This window comes from Devosia sp., assembly GCF_030689745.1.
Classification (GTDB): Bacteria; Pseudomonadota; Alphaproteobacteria; order Rhizobiales; family Devosiaceae; genus Devosia; species Devosia alba.
This window is the reverse complement of the sequence record NZ_JAUYGL010000036.1, coordinates 1-17,544: the sequence shown is the minus strand read 5'-3', so window position 1 is coordinate 17,544 and position 17,544 is coordinate 1. Positions and strand designations below refer to the sequence as shown.

Here is a 17,544-nt window from a genome sequence, read left to right as displayed (position 1 = left end):
GACGGGTTATCGATGGCCAACGCTCAAGATCATTTTGCGGTTGCTTTGGCCTTTGCCGTCGCTGCCGCACTCTTTGCTGCGGTCGGCTTGCGCTTGGGCGCGACCGTCTCACGTTTGGGCTTGGCCACCGCCTTCTTGGGCTCTATCGCCAGTTCGTCCTGCGCAAAGTCGTCCACCTCGACCACCCGGTTTGTGGCTTCATCTGCGGCCCGCATAATGCCCGCTTCATTGCCGTTCAGCACGCCCGCAGCCACCGCATCGTCAATCGCATCGCGATCCAGCCGCCGCTCGATCACGCCCTTGCGCGCCGCCTTGATGAATCTGGCCTCGATCTCCTCGGCCTCGGACACCTTGATCAGCGCATCCTCCAGAACACCGGTCACGTCATCGGCATCCATCGACACGTACAGGCCGGTGGTCAGCCGGTCGCGGAACGCGCCGGGGCGCAACACATCGCGCACGAAGCGATAATTGACCCGATCGCTGGCCGGCCTGGCATGCCGTCCCAGCGGGAAGCACAAAAAGCGCATGGCATTGGCGGCTATGCCATTGGGGAAATTGGCGAACACTTCGCCAAAGGTATGTTCCATTGCCGCGATCCGGTCCGCCATGATCGCGTCGACCAGCGGCTTGTCCTCGGCAATGCGCCCTTCATCCTCAAACCGGCGCAATGTCGCCGACATCAGATAGAGATCGCCCAGAATGTCGGCCATGCGGCCACTCAGTTTCTGCTTGCGCTTGAGCTGACCGCCCAGGATGACCGTAGTCCAGTCTGCGGTCAGGGCGAAGGCCTGCGCATAGCGGTGCAGCTTGCGGTACCAGCCGGCCATTTCCGTATCGACCGGCGTCGAGGCGAACGCGCCATTGCTGACGCCAAACACGAAGCTGGCCACGATATTGCGCAGCATGAACTTGGTATGCCCGCCAAAGGCCGCATCGAACTGATCCAGGCCCGCCTTCTTGTCCTTGTTCTGGGCCGCTTCGATTTCCTTGTAGAGGAAAGGATGTGCCCGCAGCACGCCCTGGGCAAAGGTCATCAGCGTCCGTGTCAGGATATTGGCGCCTTCCACGGTGATCGCCACCGGGGTGGCCATATAGCCGCCGAACAGATAGTTGCCAGGCCCGTCCTGAATGGCGCGGCCGCCATGGATGTCAAAACTGTCATCCACGCTGTCGCGCATCGCTTCAGTCGTGCGATATTTCAGCAGCGCCGAAATCACCGCCGGGCGCTGGCCTTCATCCACCATCGAGGCGGTCAGGCGGCGCGAGGCCTCATAGGTGTAGGCGCGCTTGACCATCTCGCCGAGCGGCTCGGCCACGCCTTCCATCAGGCCCACCGGAATGCCGAACTGCCGCCGCACCCTGGCATAGGCCGAGGTGACGCGCAGCGCCTGCTTGATCGATGTCGTGCCAATGGCCGGCAGCGAGATAGCCCGCCCGGTCGACAGGCACTCCATCAGCATGCGCCAGCCCTGCCCCGCATAATCGGTACCACCGATCAGAAATTCCATCGGAATGAACACATCGGTGCCGCGCACCGGCCCGTTCATAAACGCCTGCCGCGCCGGGAAATGCCGGCGTCCGATTTCGACACCCGGATGGTCATGTGGCACCAATGCGAGCGTGATGCCGATATCTTCGCCGCGTCCGAGATGGTTGTCGGGGTCCTTGAGAATGAAAGCCAGCCCCACCAACGTGGCGATCGGCGCCAGCGTGATGTAGCGCTTGTCCCAGCTCAGCTTGACGCCGAGCACATCCTTGCCCTGATACTTGCCCCTGGTGACCACGCCGATATCGCGCATGCCGCCCGCGTCCGAACCTGAATGCACGCCAGTCAGCGCAAAACACGGCACTTCCAGCCCCTTGGCCAGACGACCGAGATATTTTTCCTTCTGCGCCGGCGTGCCGTATTTTTCCAGCAACTCGCCCGGTCCGAGCGAGTTGGGCACCATCACGGTAATACCAGCGGCCACCGAGCGGCTGGAGATCTTGGACACCACCATCGACTGCGCCTGAGCGCCGAAGCCCAGCCCGCCATGCTCCTTGCCGATCAGCATGCCCAAAAAGCCCTTGTCCTTGAAGAACTGCCAGACTTCGGGGCTCAGATCGGCGCGGTTATTGCGGGTGTCCCAATCGTCGATCATGGCGCAGACATCTTCGGTCGGGCCATCAAGGAAGGCTTGTTCGTCCGCCGTAAGGGTCAGCGGCCGGATCGCATTCAGCTTGGTCCAGTCCGGGCGTCCGGAAAACAGCTCCGCATCCCAACCCACGGTGCCAGCATCGAGCGCTTCCTGTTCGGTACGGCTGACGCGCGGCAGGATGGACTTGACCGCCCCATAGATCGGGGTCGTCAGCAGCGGCTTGCGAATGGTCGCAATGCTGAGCAGCACCAGGATCACCCCCGGCAACAGCGCCAGCACCCAGCCGATCACGCCCGTCGCCATGACAAGGCCGCCATCATCGATGCCGAACCGCGACAGGATGCCGATGACCAACGCCACCACACCCCAGTCGCGCAGCGAGGATTCGCGCAGCGCCAATACGGCAAAGGCTATAAGTGCAATCAAGATCAGCGCAATGGTCACGGCATGCCCTCCAAGGCGTTGCTGGCGCACGGCACCACGCAACTCAATCCCGAAACGTCAGCCTGCTCGCCGAATCGTTCCGCTGTTACAGGCACGTCGCGCCAGGGATCATAGCGCGGCATGCTCTCATTGTTGAGGGTCAGTCTAGCATGCTTGACGTATACGTCAACCAATCGCCGTTAACGGCTGTCCAGGTCAACGCCCCGGGGTACACGCCTTTTCACCGCACGCCGCCCTGGCGCCTGTCCAAAACCTCGGACAGTTGTTTGACGCTAACGTAAAGCCGTGGGATATTCATTGCAGCAAGGCGCAAAGCCCAGCCGGCACCCGGCAAACGGAGGAAACGATGGCATCCAAGAGTCCCGCCCCCCATGTGCGTCCCTGGATCGCCAGCTATCCCGAGGGCATTGACTGGGCTGTCGAGCTCGACATTCGCCCGGTACACGAGCAGGTGCTGGCCGCCTGTGCCAAAAACCCGTCCGCTGTCGCACTCGACTTTCTGGGTGGCACAACCAGTTTTGGTGAGCTGGCCAGCAAGATCATCGCCTTTGCCGGTGCCCTGCAGCGCGAGTTTGGCGTCAAGAAGGGCAGCCGCGTCGCCCTCATGCTGCCCAACACGCCGTTCTATCCCATTGCCTATTACGCCGTGCTGCGCGCCGGCGGCACGGTGGTCAACTGCAACCCGCTCTACACCGTGCATGAACTCAGCCACATCGCCGAAAACGCAGGCGCCGAGGTCATGGTGACGCTGGACCTTCAGCAGATCTTCGAGAAGGCCGAAAAGCTGGTGCAGGCCGGCCACATCAAGTCGCTGGTGGTCTGCCACTTCCCCGATGCCCTGCCGCTGGTCAAGAAGATCCTGTTCTCGGTGGCCAAGCGCCGGGACCTGGCCCGGCTCAAGGCCTCGCCCATTGCCGACAGGATCAGCCATTTTCACACCATGGTGGAACGCGGCGAGCCGCCCACCGCAGTCGTCATCGACGCCCAGACCGATATTGCCGTCCAGCAATATACGGGCGGCACTACCGGCCTGCCCAAGGGCGCCCAGCTGACGCATGCCAATATCGCCGCCAATATGAGCCAGATCAACCACTGGGGCTGTGGCCTGTTCCTGCCCCCCGCCAAGATTGTGGCGGTGCTGCCGTTTTTTCACATCTTTGCCATGACGGTCTGCATGAACGTGCCGCTCTGCAACGGCACCCAGGTTGTCATGCTGCCGCGTTTTGAACTCAAGGCGCTGCTCAACCTGCTCACCCGCACTCGCGCCAATGTACTGCCCGCCGTCCCCACCCTGCTCAATGCCGTTGCCCGCGCCGAAGGCGCCACATCCGAGCAATTGGCCAGTATCGAGGTCGCCATATCCGGCGGTGCCGCCCTGTCCAACGAAATTCGGGCGGCCTTCGGCAAGAAGTCCTCGGCCATCCTCGCCGAAGGATACGGCCTGACAGAGGCCTCACCCGTGGTCTGCTGCGCCGCCCTGCGCGTACCCTCCAAGCCCCTGTCCATCGGCCTGCCCTTGCCCGGCACCGACATTCGCTTCGTCAACCTCGAGACCGACACGCCGGTTGGCATCGGTGAAGACGGCGAAGTCCAGGTCAAGGGTGCCCAGGTCATGCTCGCCTACTACAACGAGCCGCAGGCCACGGCGGATGCCTTCATGGATGGCTGGCTGCGAACGGGGGACGTCGGCCACATGGACGAGGACGGCTATGTCTTTCTCGTTGATCGCATCAAGGATCTGATCATCAGTTCGGGCTTCAACGTCTATCCGCGCACCATCGAAGAAGCGCTGATGGCCCATGACGCCGTCGAGGAAGCAAATGTGATCGGCGTGCCGGACGACTATCGCGGCGAAGCGCCCATCGCCTTCGTCAAACTCTGCGATGGCGCGTCCATCACGGCCGATGAGCTCAAGGTCTTCCTGGCCGAGCGCATCAGCAAGATCGAAATGCCACGGGAAATCATCTTCAAGGACGCGCTGCCGAAAACCCTGATCGGCAAGCTCAGCAAGAAGGAACTGCGCGAAGAATATGCGCAGTCAACGGCAACCACGTGAGCCCCGCAACAACCGAGAGCCGTGATCTGTTTGCCATTGCTGACCTCGCCAAGGAGTTCGGCATCTCCACCCGCGCCATCCGCTTCTATGAATCCAAGGGGCTGCTCGCCCCCGAGCGGGTCGGCGCCACCCGGGTTTTCCGGCGCCGCGACCGGGCCCGGCTGATCCTGATCCTGCGCGGCAAGCGGCTGGGCTTTTCGCTGCGCGATATCTCGGACTATCTCAGCCTTTATGACGCCAATCGCAGCCAGCAGGTGCATCTGCTCATCGACAAGGTCGATGAACGCCTGGCCTCGCTGGAACGACAGCGCGATGATTTGGAAACCACCATCAACGAACTGCGCGAAATCAAGAAGCTCACCAGCGAACAACCCGCCAGGTCACGCTAGCGCTTGCCCTTCACATTCCGGGTCAACGGATCCGGCTTTTTCGGCTTCACCCAGCCCTTGGGCGGCTGCCGCACCGGCACCTGCGTGCCCAGCCCCATTGCGCCCGGCGGCGGCTGGCCGACCGTCACCGTATCGGCATCGCCCTCAGTCAGTGGCGCCTCGCCCTTGAGCCGGGCAATCTCGTTGCGCAGCGCCGTTGCCTTCTCAAAATCCATCGCTGCGGCCGCTTCCTCCATCTGCTTGCTCAGCGCCAGCAACCGCTCGTGATTTGATCGTGATGACATCAAAATGCCTCCTAAGTTGCCGCCACAAACACCGCCATATCCGCCAGCGTCGCCGCTTCGGCCGCCGGCTTGTCCCAGCGAATGCGGCTGATACGCGGGAAGCGCAGTGCCACGCCCGATTTGTGTCGCGCACTCTCCTGCGCCGAGTCGAAAGCCACTTCGAACACCAGCTCCTTTTTTACCTCGCGCACCGGCCCGAACGAACCGATCGTATGGGTGCGGATCCATTTGTCGAGCAGTTTGAGCTCCTCATCCGTGAAGCCGAAATAGGCCTTGCCGATCGGTACGATTTCATTGCCCTTCCACACCCCGAATGTGTAGTCGGAATAAAATGAACTGCGCCGCCCATGCCCGCGCTGCGCATACATCAGCACCGCATCGACCACATTGGGGTCGCGTTTCCATTTATACCAATATCCCTTCGGGCGCCCCGGCACATAAGGTGCCTGCCTGAGCTTGATCATCACCCCTTCATGGCCGTGTTCATCGGCGCCCTGCCGCCGCTGCCGCGCCAGGTCTTCCCAATCGGCAAACGGCAATACTTCGGAAAGATCCAGCCGGGTCTGCGGATTGGCAGCAAACCACGCTTCCAGTCGCGCCCGCCGCTCGCTCCAGGGCAGCGCCCGCACATCCACATCACCATCAAACAGCAGGTCATAGACCCGAATGAACGCCGGGCTTTCCCTCAGGTGCCTGGCGCTTGCGACCTTCTTGTTCAGCCGCTGCTGCAGATCGTTGAACGAGCCCGGATCGAAATCCTGGCCCACCAGCAATTCGCCGTCCAGCACCGCCCGCCCCTGCGCGTTGTCAACAATATCGGGGAACGCATTGGCAATATCATCGCCAGTTCGCGAAAACAGCGACACAGTACCGGCGCCCATGACCAGTTGCACCCGAATGCCATCCCATTTCCACTCGGCGGCGAAATCCTCGGGTGCCAGCCTGGCCAGGTCCCTTTCTTCATCGATCGGATTGCTCAGCATCAACGGATGAAACCGCGCCGACTGATCGATGTCCGGCCGCCCCGTTTTGCCATCGAGCCAGTCGAATAGCGCCCCATAGGGCACTTTGAGACCGTGCCAGACTTCCTCAATGGCCTGCAGCTCCACCCCACTCATTTCCGCCAGTGCCGTCTTGGCCAGTCGCGCCGAAACGCCGACGCGCAACCCGCCCGTAGCCAGCTTTACCAGCGCCCAGCGCTCATTGATTTCAGCTCGCGTCAGCAGGCTGCCGATCAGCTTGGGCAAGTCGCGCTTGGAGGTGGTATTGAACAAGTCGATCAGCTCGGTCAGCGAGGGCAGCTCGCCCGTCCCGCCGTGATGTGGCCAGATCAGCGCAATCGTCTCGCCCAGATCCCCGACATAGTCATAGCTCATGGCAAACAGCGTCGCGTCCACCTCCGCCAGCACCGTTTCCTTGAGCAGCGCCGGCTTCACATTGGCAAAATTCAGCGCGCCGGTAAGCACTGCCAGCCCATAGCCCCGATCGGGGTCCGGCGTGTCGCGGAAATACTGCGTCAACGCCGCCAGCTTGCGGGTGCGCGATGAGGTCAGCGCCAGCAGCTCGAGCAATTGGGCAAAGCGCTTCACGCCGCCTCCTCCCCGCCATCATCCTCGAACCCCTGCAAATGCAGCGGCTCGGCTTCGAGGCCCTGCTGCCGGCACCAATAGACCAGCGCATCCTCGCGGCCGTGCGTTACCCACACAGTTGCCGCCTCGGTTTCGTGCACCGTCTGCTGCAACTCGCCCCAGTCGCAATGGTCCGAAATCACCAGCGGCAGTTCCACCAGCGCCTGCCGTGCGCGCTGCTTGACGCTCATCCAGCCCGAAGCCTGGCACACCACCGGATCGGGAAAGCGTCGGCTCCAGCGGTCACGAATGGCCGAGGGGGGCGCGATCACGATCTGCCCCGCGAAGTCCGCCTTGGGCACATCCAGCGCCGGACGTAGATCGCCCAGCTTCACCCCCAGTTCTTCATAGAGCCCACAGAGCTTGAGCATCGCACCATGCAGATAGATCGGGGCGTCCCACCCCGCATCGCGCAGCAGCGCAATCACCCGCTGCGCCTTGCCCAGCGCATAGCATCCCACCAGATGGCTGCGCTCGGGATTGTCCCGCACCGATTTCAGCAACCGCGCAATTTCGGTCTGCGGCAGCGGGTGCTGAAACACTGGCAGGCCAAATGTCGCCTCGGTCACCAGCAGGTCGCATCTGACCAGCTCATAGGGCTGCGCGGTGCGGTCGGTGAGGCGCTTGTAGTCGCCCGTAACCCCCACCCGTTGCCCTTTGTGCTCTACCAGCACCTGCGCCGAGCCCAATATGTGTCCGGCCGGATAAAGAGTGATGGACACATCGTCGATCAGGAGCGGGACGCCGAAATCGAGCGCCTGGAACCGCCCCGCACAATCGACGCCATAGCGCGTCTGCATGATGGCAATAGTGTCCGGGGTCGCCAGCACCGCGCCATGCCCGCTCCGCGCATGGTCGGCATGGCCATGGGTGATGATCGCCCGCTCGCGTGGCACGCTCGGGTCGATGAAGGTGTCGATGGCACGGATGTGAAGGTTACGGTCCAGCAGCATCGGTCACACCAGAAGTAAGGCGGCAACGCCAATCATGCCAGTGACCAGCCCGATCCAGGCCAGTGCCACCATTCCGTCCCTTGCGGTCAGCGCCAGACCGAACAGAGCGATGATCGCGCCAGCGCCGGTCGAGGTGAAGGGAATGAGTTCGAGGAAGGGCATGATCGCACCGACGAGCACGCAGACGACCGCACCTGCGCGCCGTATCGGCTGGGACACCAGTGCATGCCAGCGCCGCTTCGACACCGCATCTATGGTGGCCGACACCGGCTTGAGGAAGCTCATCAACCGCTCCGCCTGACGCGAGGACAGGCAACGCTCTGTCAGCCAGCGCGGCAGCCAGATCTTTTCATGACCCAACACCACCTGGCCGGCAACCAGGATTGTGGTGAGGCCCACAAGGCTCGGCAATCCCGGAATAATGCTGAGCGGCGACACCACGATGAGTGCAGGAAACAGCAGCATCGGTCCGGCCATCCGCTGCCCGGCAACCGCCTGGATCATGCCGATGGAGATTTTTTCGCCGTCTGCGACCCGCTGCTCTACCTTGGCAACAATCTCGCCCAACGCCCCATCCCTGGCATTTCCCATTCACAAAGCGCTCCTTTGCGATAGTAACGCCTGCCGGATGCACCGCGTTCCGCGCGTGCCTTGGCCGGACGCTAGATCACCTTGCTGACTGCGAGCAGTCCCGGCCGCTTCTCGTTTGCTGCAGCGATCGCCGCCTCGCCACCGAGCACCACGACATGTCCGTGCCGCGCCACCGCCTCCACCGCTTCCGCCATGCGCCTGAAGTCCGTGGCGGTCGTGCCAAGAATTTCATCGCGCCGCTGCTGGCGTAGCGCATCAGTCGTGCCGGTCAGCTGCCGCCACATCGAAGAATAGCCCTTGGCATCGGGGAATTCATAACCATCGACATCGCCGATCACCCCGATGATCGAGCGCGTCAGATCATTGGCGCCAATCGCCGCGTGCAGCGCCTTGCTCGCCCCGTCATAGGCGTCCAGCGTCTTGAGCAGATTGGGGTCACGATAGCTCAGAAAGCTGAAATTGCCGCTCGTCAGGTCGAACCGGGCCGAGCCGCCATAGGCCCCGCCCTGGACACGGATCTTGTCCCACAGATAGGTGGTGTTGAGGAACTTCAGCACCACGCTTGAAGCGCCGGTCAGCGCAAACCCCAACGCTTTCAGATTGGCGCCCTTGCCGACATAATTGACCTGCGCCGGAATGATCAGCCCTTCAGACTTCGGCGCAAAATCCACATTCCAGTCAGCAAAATCATGCTTGGCGTCGGGCAGGGTCTTGAGAAAACCCTCGATCTCGCCCTTGGCCCGGTTCCACAGCGAGCCATCGGCGGTCACATTGACCACCATGCGACCGCGATTGAACAGCGTGTCGCGAATGCGTTTCAGCGCCGCTTCCACGCTATCCCAATCACTGTCAATCCGCGCCACCAGTTCGCGCAGGAACTGCAGATAGCTCACCCCGCCCATCTGTTCGCCAATCCAGCTCGCTTCGGTCAGGCTCGACTTCAGCCGCGTATCAACCATTGCATTGCCCGAAGGGATCATCCGCGCTTCAAAGCCGGCCTTCTCCTCCAGCGCCAGCTGCTTGAAGCGGGCGCGATTATCCAGCCGGGCATCGCCCAGCAGGTCGCCCATGATCGCCAGCATTTCCGCGATCTTGTCCGGCACGGCCTTGCCCGACAGGAAGAACCAGGCGGCACTGCCATTGTCGCCCTGGCGCGAAGACAGCCCGCGGTGCTGGGCAATCCCGCCGGTCGAGCGACCAATGCGCTGCGTCAGGCTGACAAAATCTTCCTTGCTGGTGCCGGTCTGCAGCAGCGCCCGGCCGAACAGCGGCAGATAGGGCAGCAGGCCCTTGTCCAGCACATGCAGGTCAAACCCCAGATCGAGATAGACGATCCCCAGCGTCGGCAGGTCATGGTAGAATAACCGGGTATCGGCCAGCGTACCGATATCGATCGGCACGGTGCGGCTCTCGCGCGGCAGGTCGGCCAAAGTCAGCGTCGGTATTTTGGCCAGCAGCGCCGGATCATCCACCGTTTCCTGCAGTGCCTTCAGCCGATCGGTCTCGGCCTTGGTGGCCGCCAGCGCCTCGGCATCAAATCCCTGCCGCACCTTGGCCAGAATGCCTGCTTCATCAGCCGCTTCGCGCGCGCCCTGTTCAGGGTCGGCGCGCAGGGTCACCGTGGTACGGTGGGTATTGTCGAGGAACAACCGACGGATTTCCCTGGCAAAGTGCCCCTGCGCGGCCTTGTCCTTGAGCGCACTCAGCGCCTCCTCAAAGGCCAGCGGCGCGATCGGGTCGCCCTCATGCAGCCAGCTGCCCAGCGCGTTGAACATGTAGACCATGCCGCGTGGATAGGAGCCGGTATTGTTCTCGCGCAGCGAGAACTCGAACGTATTGGCCGCCGCTTCGAGCTGTTCGGATGAAAAGCCGGTTTCGGCAATCTCTTCGAGAGTATTGAGGATCAGCGCTTCCACCTTGCCAGCCTCGGTCGGGTCGATCCCCTTCATACCAAAGCTGGCCATGGGCTGGCGCAGGCCATTGCCAATGCCGCCCCCGGTCATGCCTTCACCCAGCCCGCTCTCGGTCAACGCCTTGCGCAGTGGCGCCGCCGGATTGCCGGCCAGCAGATAGCTCAGCATGCCATTGCTCAGCGCCTCGGTACGGTCGGCCGGCGGATCAATCAGCCAGTTCACCGATACCATGCCGTCGCGCGCCTTGCCCACTTCTCTGGTGCCTGCATAGCTGGCCTCGATCTGCCGCGGCGCGTTGAAGCGCGGCTGCAGCTTGACCTCGGCATCCACCGGCGCCCGCTCGAACTGGGAAAAATAGGCGTCCAGAATCGCCAGCCGCTCGCCAGCATCGTCATCGCCGGAAAAGAACGCCCTTGTGTTGGACGGGTGGTAATACTTGGCGTGAAAATCCCGGAACTGTTTGTAGGTCAGGTCGGGAATGGCCTTGGGATCGCCGCCCGAGCTCTTGCCATAGGTAACGTCGGGATAAAGCGAGCGCTGTGCAATGTCGCGCATCACCGCGTCGGGCGAGGAAAACACCCCCTTCATCTCGTTGAACACCACGCCCTTGTAGACGAGCGGCGCACTGGTATCCTCAAGCTCGTAATGCCAGCCTTCCTGCAGAAAGGTCTCTTCGGTCAGCAGCGGAAAAAATACCGCGTCCAGATACACATCCACCAGATTGTAGAAATCTTTCAAATTCTGGCTGGCCACCGGATAGGCGGTCTTGTCCGGGAAGGTCATGGCGTTGAGGAACGTGTTCAGGCTTCCCTTGATCAGCTCCACAAACGGCTTCCTGACCGGGTATTTCCGGCTGCCGCACAGCACTGAATGCTCAAGGATATGGGCAATGCCGGTGGAATCGGTCGGCGGCGTCTTGAAGGTGATGCCAAACACCTTGTTCTCGTCGTCATTGATCAGGCTGAGCACCTCCGCCCCGGTCTTTTTGTGGCGGAACAACTGCGCCCGCGAATTGGCCTCCGCGATATGCTCGTCGCGGATCAGTTCGAAGGCTTCGTGATAGCTCATGACAATACTCGGCAGTGTTTTGTTGTTGCGCCCAACGTAGGGACGCGCAGCTGGGTGCGCTAGGGGGCGTTGGGCCCATTGGTGATGATCGCCCCTGGCGGTCACAGACATTTGCCTTCACCACGCATCACCCGCCGGCTTGACACTTGGGCACGGAACTCGTTGCGAGAGTGGCCGAAACCGAGGGCAGGTTCGCAGCTGACATCGCTGCTCACCCAGAATTCAGCCTCACACCCCGCCGCGGATTTCCGGCTTCACTTCCTTTTTATACCACGCCATCAACTGCCCCATCAGCGCCGGGAACAGGCTGTTCTGCTCGCTGGCGGCGACATTGTCGGCCAGCTGTTCCGGCTTGCTCACCCCGGCAATGACGCTCGACACCTGCGGGTGGTCCAGAATCCAGCGCAGGGCGAACTGGCTCATCGGCATGCCGCTCGGCGCCAGCCCCCTGAGCTCGTTCACCAGTTCAATGCCGCGCGCTAACTCGATGCCGCCAAACGTCTCGCCCACCGAAAATGCCTGCCCGTCGGCATTGTAATTGCGATGGTCGGTCGCATCGAAGCGCGTATCCTTGTCGTACTTGCCGCTGAGCAATCCGCTGGCCAGCGGCAGGCGCACGATAATGCCGACATCTTTTTCCGCTGCCATGGGCAGCAGCGCCTCGGCCGCGTCCTGCCGGAACAGGTTGAAAATGATCTGCAGCGTCGCCAACCCGGGCTGCTCCAGGCACAGCAGCCCTTCTTCGATGGTTTCCACACTGGCGCCCCAATGGCGGATCAGCCCTTCGGCCTTCAGCTCATCCATCCAGCCAAAGATGGCGCCGTCCTGCAGCACGGCCGTCGGCACGCAATGCAGTTGCGCCAGGTCGAGCGCCGTCACACCCAGCCGCTCAGCCGAGCCTTCCAGGCTCCTGCGAATCCCGTCCTTGGAATAATGGTCGGGATAGAGCCCGGAGCCGCGGCCCAATTTGGTCGCAACATGCACGCCAGCGCCCTTGGCGTGGCGGCCGATTCGGCTCTCGCTCAGTCCGTCGCCATAGACGTCCGCCGTGTCCCAGAAGGTCACGCCAGCCGCATTGGCCGCATCCAGAATAGCCGTCGCGGTGTCGTCACCCACCGGCCCGAAATCCCCGCCCAGCTGCCAGCAGCCCAGCCCGATTTCGGAAACCTCAAAGCCCGTCTTGCCCAATCGCCGCTTCTTCATGCCGTACAATCCTTGTTGCTTGCTGGTCCAGCGCATCGGCCGCGTCGACAGGCGCCTTACGCCCCGTCACGCCTGGATAATGTGCAGAATAGCCAACCGATCCGCAGCCAGCCAGATTTCGGCGCAGCGCATGTGGCCCCATACGACCCGAACCTGACGCGCCAGGTTGCGCCGGTCAAGCCGCGCTGTCGGCGCTACTCGAAATATTCCGGGTGCTCGGCAATGGTTTGAGCCAGCAGCACCTCGGCCCGTGCCAGATGCGCCCGCATCGCCGCTTCGGCACCCGCCACATCGCCCGCGGCGACGGCCTTGGTGATGAGCATGTGTTCGTCAATGGCCACCCGCGACGAGGATGCCCCCAGCGTCAGATAGCGCACCCGGTCGAGCTGCATCTTGTGATCGTCAATCAATTGCCACGCATATTCCACGCCCGCCAGGCGAGCCATGGTGCGGTGAAACAGTTCATCGAGCGTATGAAAGCGCCGGCTGTCATTGGCGGCCGACGCCTCTTCCTGATCGGCGATCAACCCCTTGAGCACATCGGCCGCATCGCCCGGATTGGTGGCCAGTCGCCGCACGATCTCCACCTCGATGGACTCGCGGATAAAGCGCGACTGCCGCACCCCTTCGGGCGATATTTTCTTGACCACGGTCGCCCGCTTGGGGCGGATCATCAGCAGTCCCTGCTGCGCCAGCCGGATAAATGCCTCGCGCACCGGCTGGCGCGACACGCCGTAGCGGCCGGCAATATCGCTCTCGGAGATGATGTCGCCCGGCTTGAGCGCCATCGTCACAATCTCGTCGCGCAGCGCGCTGACCACGCGCATCGCCATGGTCTGTTCGGTCACATCAAGCACCTGGGCAGACACCATTATTGTTTTCCCTTTCCGACCATTGGCCGGATAAGCGGGGGATTACGCCCCCCGACTGAGTGCCATCCACAGATTTCTGCGGGCTTGCGGCCCCCAGGGCTGTGGCTAAAGCACGATTCCCGCCTCGGCAAGCATGGCATCGACAAACACCCGCGCGCCATTCTGGGCAATCGACTGATTGGCGGCGATGCCGGTCAGGATCGACCAGGCGCCCGCTATCTGGTCGGAGGCACGGCCATATTTATCCGCTTCCATATTGTCCGGATCAAACAGATAGCCCAGCATGATCGGGTCGGCGCCGCCATGGCTGCCCTTGCCGGTCCACACCTCGATCTTCTGCGGCAATCCGCCGGCGACATGCAATTCGGTGAACATCGCCTCGGTCTCGTCGCGCTCGCGATGGCCACCGGCAAACACGCCATGCACTTCGATATGCTTGTGCGTCAGTTCGCCCTTGGTGCCGTGGAACTTCACTTCCAGCCCCTCCCAGGGCGAATAGGCCACCAGCGTATAGTTCAGCGAGGCGCCCGAAGCATATTGCGCCTGCACCTGCATGGTGTCCTCGATGGTGATGTCGGCGGCAAACACGCATTTGTCGCGCCAGTAGCCGTCATCCTCCTCGGCGTCGAGATAGAGCTCCTTGAGCGCCTCGTCGGCCTCCAGATCCATGCGGAAGGCGCATTTGTCCGCCACCGGACAGGTGTGACAACGCTCGCCATGGCCTTCCAGCCCCAGCTGGATTGCCATTTCCGGGGTATAGAAATCGCGCTTGCCGATGGCCGAGACGCTCTTGGGCGTTGAGCCCACCCACCAGTTCAGCAGATCGAAATGGTGGGTCGACTTGTGCACCAGCAGGCCGCCGGACTTGTCCTTGTAGCGGTGCCAGCGGCGGAAATAGTCGGCGCCATGCACCCGGTCGAGATACCAGCGGAAGTCCACCGCAGTGATCTCGCCGATCACCCCGCTCTGCAAGATGTCCTTGAGCTGGGTGCGGGCCGGCGAATAACGATAGTTGAAGGTGACGGTGACCTTCTTGCCGCTGGCCCGCTGCGCGTCGAGAATGCGCTTGAGCCGGGCCACATCGATGGTCATCGGCTTTTCGGTCATCACATTGCGGCCGGCCTCGAGCGCCCGCACGATATATTCGTCATGCAGATAATCGGGCACCGTCACGATCACCGTATCGGGGTCCTGCTCGGCCAGCATGGTGTCGAAATCTTCGGCCAGATAAGTGGCAATGCCATTGCCGGTCCTGTCGGGCACCTTGTGCGCCGATAGTGCCAGCCGGCTCTGGTTGACGTCGCACAAGGCGACCAGTTCGGCGCTCTCGGCATGGGTGATGGCAACCGCGTCACGGAACATCTGATGGCGGCCACCAGTCCCGACAATGGCGAATTTCTTGGTCATATACTGCTAATTCTTGCTGCTGGAAAAAAGCCGAACCGGCTCGTTACATCTTCCATACAAGATCGGCCATATGACCGCTGGTGTCAATGTTGGATTGACCAAAGCAGAGCCGCCTCACCGCAATCGCTACAGGTCGACATCGCACCCGTGGTGCACTGGTCAAGTCGGGATGGCCCAGCACGCCAGCGCCAAAAAAACCTAGCTCCGCAGCCCCGGCGCTTCCTGACCCGTGCTCTGCACATATTCGGTATAGCCGCCGCCATAGACATGCACGCCCTCGGGCGTCAGCTCCAGCACCCGGTTGGATAGCGCCGCCAGGAAATGGCGGTCATGGCTGACAAACAGCATGGTGCCCTCGAAACTGCTGAGCGCCTGGATCAGCATTTCCTTGGTGGCAATGTCGAGATGGTTGGTCGGCTCGTCCAGCACGAGGAAATTGGGCGGATCAAACAGCATCAGCGCCATCACCAGCCGGGCCTTTTCGCCGCCCGACAGCACCCGGCACTTCTTTTCCATCTCGTCGCCTGAGAACCCGAACGCGCCCGCCAACGCCCGCAACGGCCCCTGTCCGGCCTGCGGAAAATGGTCTTCCAGACTCTGGAACACCGTCCGGTCGCCATCGAGCACATCCATGGCGTGCTGGGCAAAGTACCCCATCTTCACGCTGGCGCCGACCGCTACCGTGCCATTATCGGGCTTGGATTCCCCGGCCACCAGCTTGAGCAGTGTCGACTTGCCGGCGCCATTGACGCCCATGATGCACCAGCGCTCCTTGCGGCGGACGTGGAAGTCGAGGCCATCATAGATGCTCCGGCTGCCATAGGCCTTGTCCACACTCTTGATCACCACCACGTCGTCGCCCGAGCGTGGCGCCGGGCGGAACTCGAACGCCACGGTCTGCCGCCGCTTGGGCGGCTCCACCTTGTCGATCTTGTCGAGCTTTTTCACCCGGCTCTGCACCTGCGCCGCATGGCTGGCCCGCGCCTTGAAGCGGTCGATAAAGGCAATTTCCTTGGCCAGCATGGCCTGCTGCCGGTCGAACTGTGCCTGTTGGTTTTTCTCGGCAATCGCCCGTTGCTGCTGGTAGAATTCGTAATCGCCCGTATAGGTTGTCAGCGACCCGGCATCGATCTCGACGATCTTGTTGACGATGCGGTTCATGAACTCGCGGTCATGGCTGGTCATCAGCAGGGCACCGCTGTAATTCTTGAGGAACGCCTCGAGCCAGATCAGGCTTTCCAGATCAAGATGGTTGCTCGGTTCGTCCAGCAGCAGCGCGTCCGGCCGCATCAGCAGAATGCGGGCCAGCGCCACCCGCATCTTCCAGCCGCCCGACAGCGCGCCGACATCGCCATCCATCATTTCCTGGCTGAACCCCAGCCCGTCCAGCACTTCGCGCGCCCGGCCGTCCAGCGAATAGCCGTCCAACTCCTCGAAGCGAGCCTGCACCTCGCCATAGCGCTCGATAATGGCGTCCATCTCGTCGGCCTTGTCCGGATCGCCCATATCGGCTTCCAGCACCCGCATTTCGGCCATCAACTCGCTGACCGGGCCAGCGCCATTCATGGTTTCGGCGACCACGCTGCGGCCGGCCATCTCGCCGACATCCTGGCTGAAATAGCCAATCTGGATGCCACGATCCACCGAGACCTGGCCTTCGTCAGGCTGCTCTTCGCCTGTGATCATGCGGAATAATGTGGTCTTGCCGGCACCATTGGGCCCGACCAGGCCGATCTTTTCGCCCTTCTGCAGCGCCGCCGACGCCTCGATAAAGACAATCTGCTTGCCGTTCTGCTTGCCAATGCTCTCGAGACGAATCATGCTTGTATGGACCTGGGCTGGCGGCCGCGCGATGGTGCGGCTGACGAATGGCGCTGGGTTAAGCATCCACGGCGCGTCCGCGCAAGTCGGCACAACGGTGCAGGCGCCCAAAATCCAAAGCTGTGGTTTGATCAGCGCACCTGCCCCGAATCGGGCCGCCAATGTGCTAACGCACGGGCCAGCACTTTGACCAACCTGCGGCCGCCCGATCGAATGAGGCACTGGCCGCCCTCCGGAGACCAGATGAAGGTAGCAATCGACATGGGCATGAGCGCTGGCACCACGCCCGCCACGCTCGACCTCGAAGAATTGCTGGCTACCCGACTGCTGGTCCAGGGCAATTCCGGCTCCGGCAAATCCCACCTGCTGCGCCGTCTGCTTGAACAATCCGCGCCATGGGTGCAGCAGTGCATTATCGATCCCGAGGGGGATTTCACCACCCTTTCGGAAAAATTCGGCCATCTGGTGATTGATGCCACCCGTACCGAAGCCGAACTCACCAATATCGCCGCCCGCGTGCGCCAGCATCGCGTCTCCGTCGTGCTCAATCTCGAAGGGCTCGATGTCGAGCAGCAGATGCGCGCCGCCGCGGCCTTTCTCGGCGGCATGTTCGATGCTGATCGCGACTTCTGGTATCCCGTGCTTGTCGTCGTCGATGAGGCCCAGCTATTTGCCCCCGCTATTGGTGGTGAAGTCAGCGACGAGGCCAGAAAACTCTCGCTCGGCGCCATGACCAATCTGATGTGCCGCGGCCGCAAACGTGGCCTGGCCGGC

The 17,544-nt window shown here is 62.3% G+C and carries 13 protein-coding genes; 3 read left to right on the top strand and 10 right to left on the bottom strand.

The genetic code is table 11. The features are described from left to right. Nucleotides 1-29: 29 nt before the first annotated feature. On the bottom strand, nucleotides 30-2,585 hold the full coding sequence (locus tag Q8O80_RS03385) for an acyl-CoA dehydrogenase (RefSeq protein ID WP_305576926.1): 2,556 nt from the start codon (nucleotides 2,583-2,585) through the stop codon (nucleotides 30-32). 346 nt (nucleotides 2,586-2,931) lie between these two features. On the opposite strand from Q8O80_RS03385, the gene Q8O80_RS03380 reads away from it, so the two are divergent. Together Q8O80_RS03380 and Q8O80_RS03375 are read left to right on the top strand one after the other, a co-directional pair. Beyond that, nucleotides 2,932-4,641: a long-chain fatty acid--CoA ligase gene (locus tag Q8O80_RS03380; protein WP_305576924.1), complete on the top strand. Its 1,710-nt coding sequence runs from the start codon at nucleotides 2,932-2,934 to the stop codon at nucleotides 4,639-4,641. Further along, the gene (locus Q8O80_RS03375) at nucleotides 4,638-5,030 is read left to right on the top strand and encodes a MerR family DNA-binding protein (RefSeq protein ID WP_305576922.1); all 393 of its coding nucleotides are present in this window, start codon (nucleotides 4,638-4,640) and stop codon (nucleotides 5,028-5,030) included. The genes Q8O80_RS03380 and Q8O80_RS03375 overlap by 4 nt, the downstream gene beginning before the upstream one ends. Here the strand turns inward: Q8O80_RS03375 and Q8O80_RS03370 are convergent. From Q8O80_RS03370 to Q8O80_RS03330, 9 genes are all read right to left on the bottom strand, one after another. Then, the gene (locus tag Q8O80_RS03370) at nucleotides 5,027-5,314 is read right to left on the bottom strand and encodes a UvrB/UvrC motif-containing protein (RefSeq protein WP_305576920.1); all 288 of its coding nucleotides are present in this window, start codon (nucleotides 5,312-5,314) and stop codon (nucleotides 5,027-5,029) included. The genes Q8O80_RS03375 and Q8O80_RS03370 overlap by 4 nt on opposite strands. Before the next feature lie 11 nt (nucleotides 5,315-5,325). Next, a complete protein-coding gene (locus Q8O80_RS03365; RefSeq protein ID WP_305576918.1) occupies nucleotides 5,326-6,903 on the bottom strand; it encodes a cisplatin damage response ATP-dependent DNA ligase in 1,578 nt (525 codons plus the stop codon). Continuing rightward, a complete protein-coding gene (locus Q8O80_RS03360; RefSeq protein WP_305576916.1) occupies nucleotides 6,900-7,895 on the bottom strand; it encodes a ligase-associated DNA damage response exonuclease in 996 nt (331 codons plus the stop codon). The genes Q8O80_RS03365 and Q8O80_RS03360 overlap by 4 nt, the downstream gene beginning before the upstream one ends. A 3-nt stretch (nucleotides 7,896-7,898) precedes the next feature. Further along, the gene (locus Q8O80_RS03355) at nucleotides 7,899-8,486 is read right to left on the bottom strand and encodes an exopolysaccharide biosynthesis protein (RefSeq protein WP_305576914.1); all 588 of its coding nucleotides are present in this window, start codon (nucleotides 8,484-8,486) and stop codon (nucleotides 7,899-7,901) included. Between the two features lie 71 nt (nucleotides 8,487-8,557). Next, nucleotides 8,558-11,467 carry an insulinase family protein gene (locus Q8O80_RS03350; RefSeq protein ID WP_305576912.1) on the bottom strand — a complete coding sequence of 970 codons (2,910 nt, stop codon included), beginning with the start codon at nucleotides 11,465-11,467 and terminating at the stop codon, nucleotides 8,558-8,560. A gap of 228 nt (nucleotides 11,468-11,695) precedes the next feature. Beyond that, the gene (locus Q8O80_RS03345; protein ID WP_305576910.1) at nucleotides 11,696-12,670 is read right to left on the bottom strand and encodes an aldo/keto reductase; all 975 of its coding nucleotides are present in this window, start codon (nucleotides 12,668-12,670) and stop codon (nucleotides 11,696-11,698) included. Nucleotides 12,671-12,864: 194 nt separating this feature from the next. Beyond that, nucleotides 12,865-13,542 carry a GntR family transcriptional regulator gene (locus tag Q8O80_RS03340; protein ID WP_305576908.1) on the bottom strand — a complete coding sequence of 226 codons (678 nt, stop codon included), beginning with the start codon at nucleotides 13,540-13,542 and terminating at the stop codon, nucleotides 12,865-12,867. A gap of 105 nt (nucleotides 13,543-13,647) precedes the next feature. Further along, complete coding sequence (locus Q8O80_RS03335; protein ID WP_305576906.1) at nucleotides 13,648-14,949, bottom strand: Gfo/Idh/MocA family protein; 1,302 nt, start codon at nucleotides 14,947-14,949, stop codon at nucleotides 13,648-13,650. 198 nt (nucleotides 14,950-15,147) lie between these two features. Next, nucleotides 15,148-16,770, bottom strand: coding sequence for an ABC-F family ATP-binding cassette domain-containing protein (locus tag Q8O80_RS03330; protein WP_305576904.1), 1,623 nt, complete (start codon nucleotides 16,768-16,770; stop codon nucleotides 15,148-15,150). Nucleotides 16,771-17,013: 243 nt separating this feature from the next. Between Q8O80_RS03330 and Q8O80_RS03325 the strand changes: the two genes are divergently transcribed. After that, the coding region (locus Q8O80_RS03325; protein ID WP_305576902.1) for an ATP-binding protein at nucleotides 17,014-17,544 on the top strand (531 nt) is incomplete at its 3' end.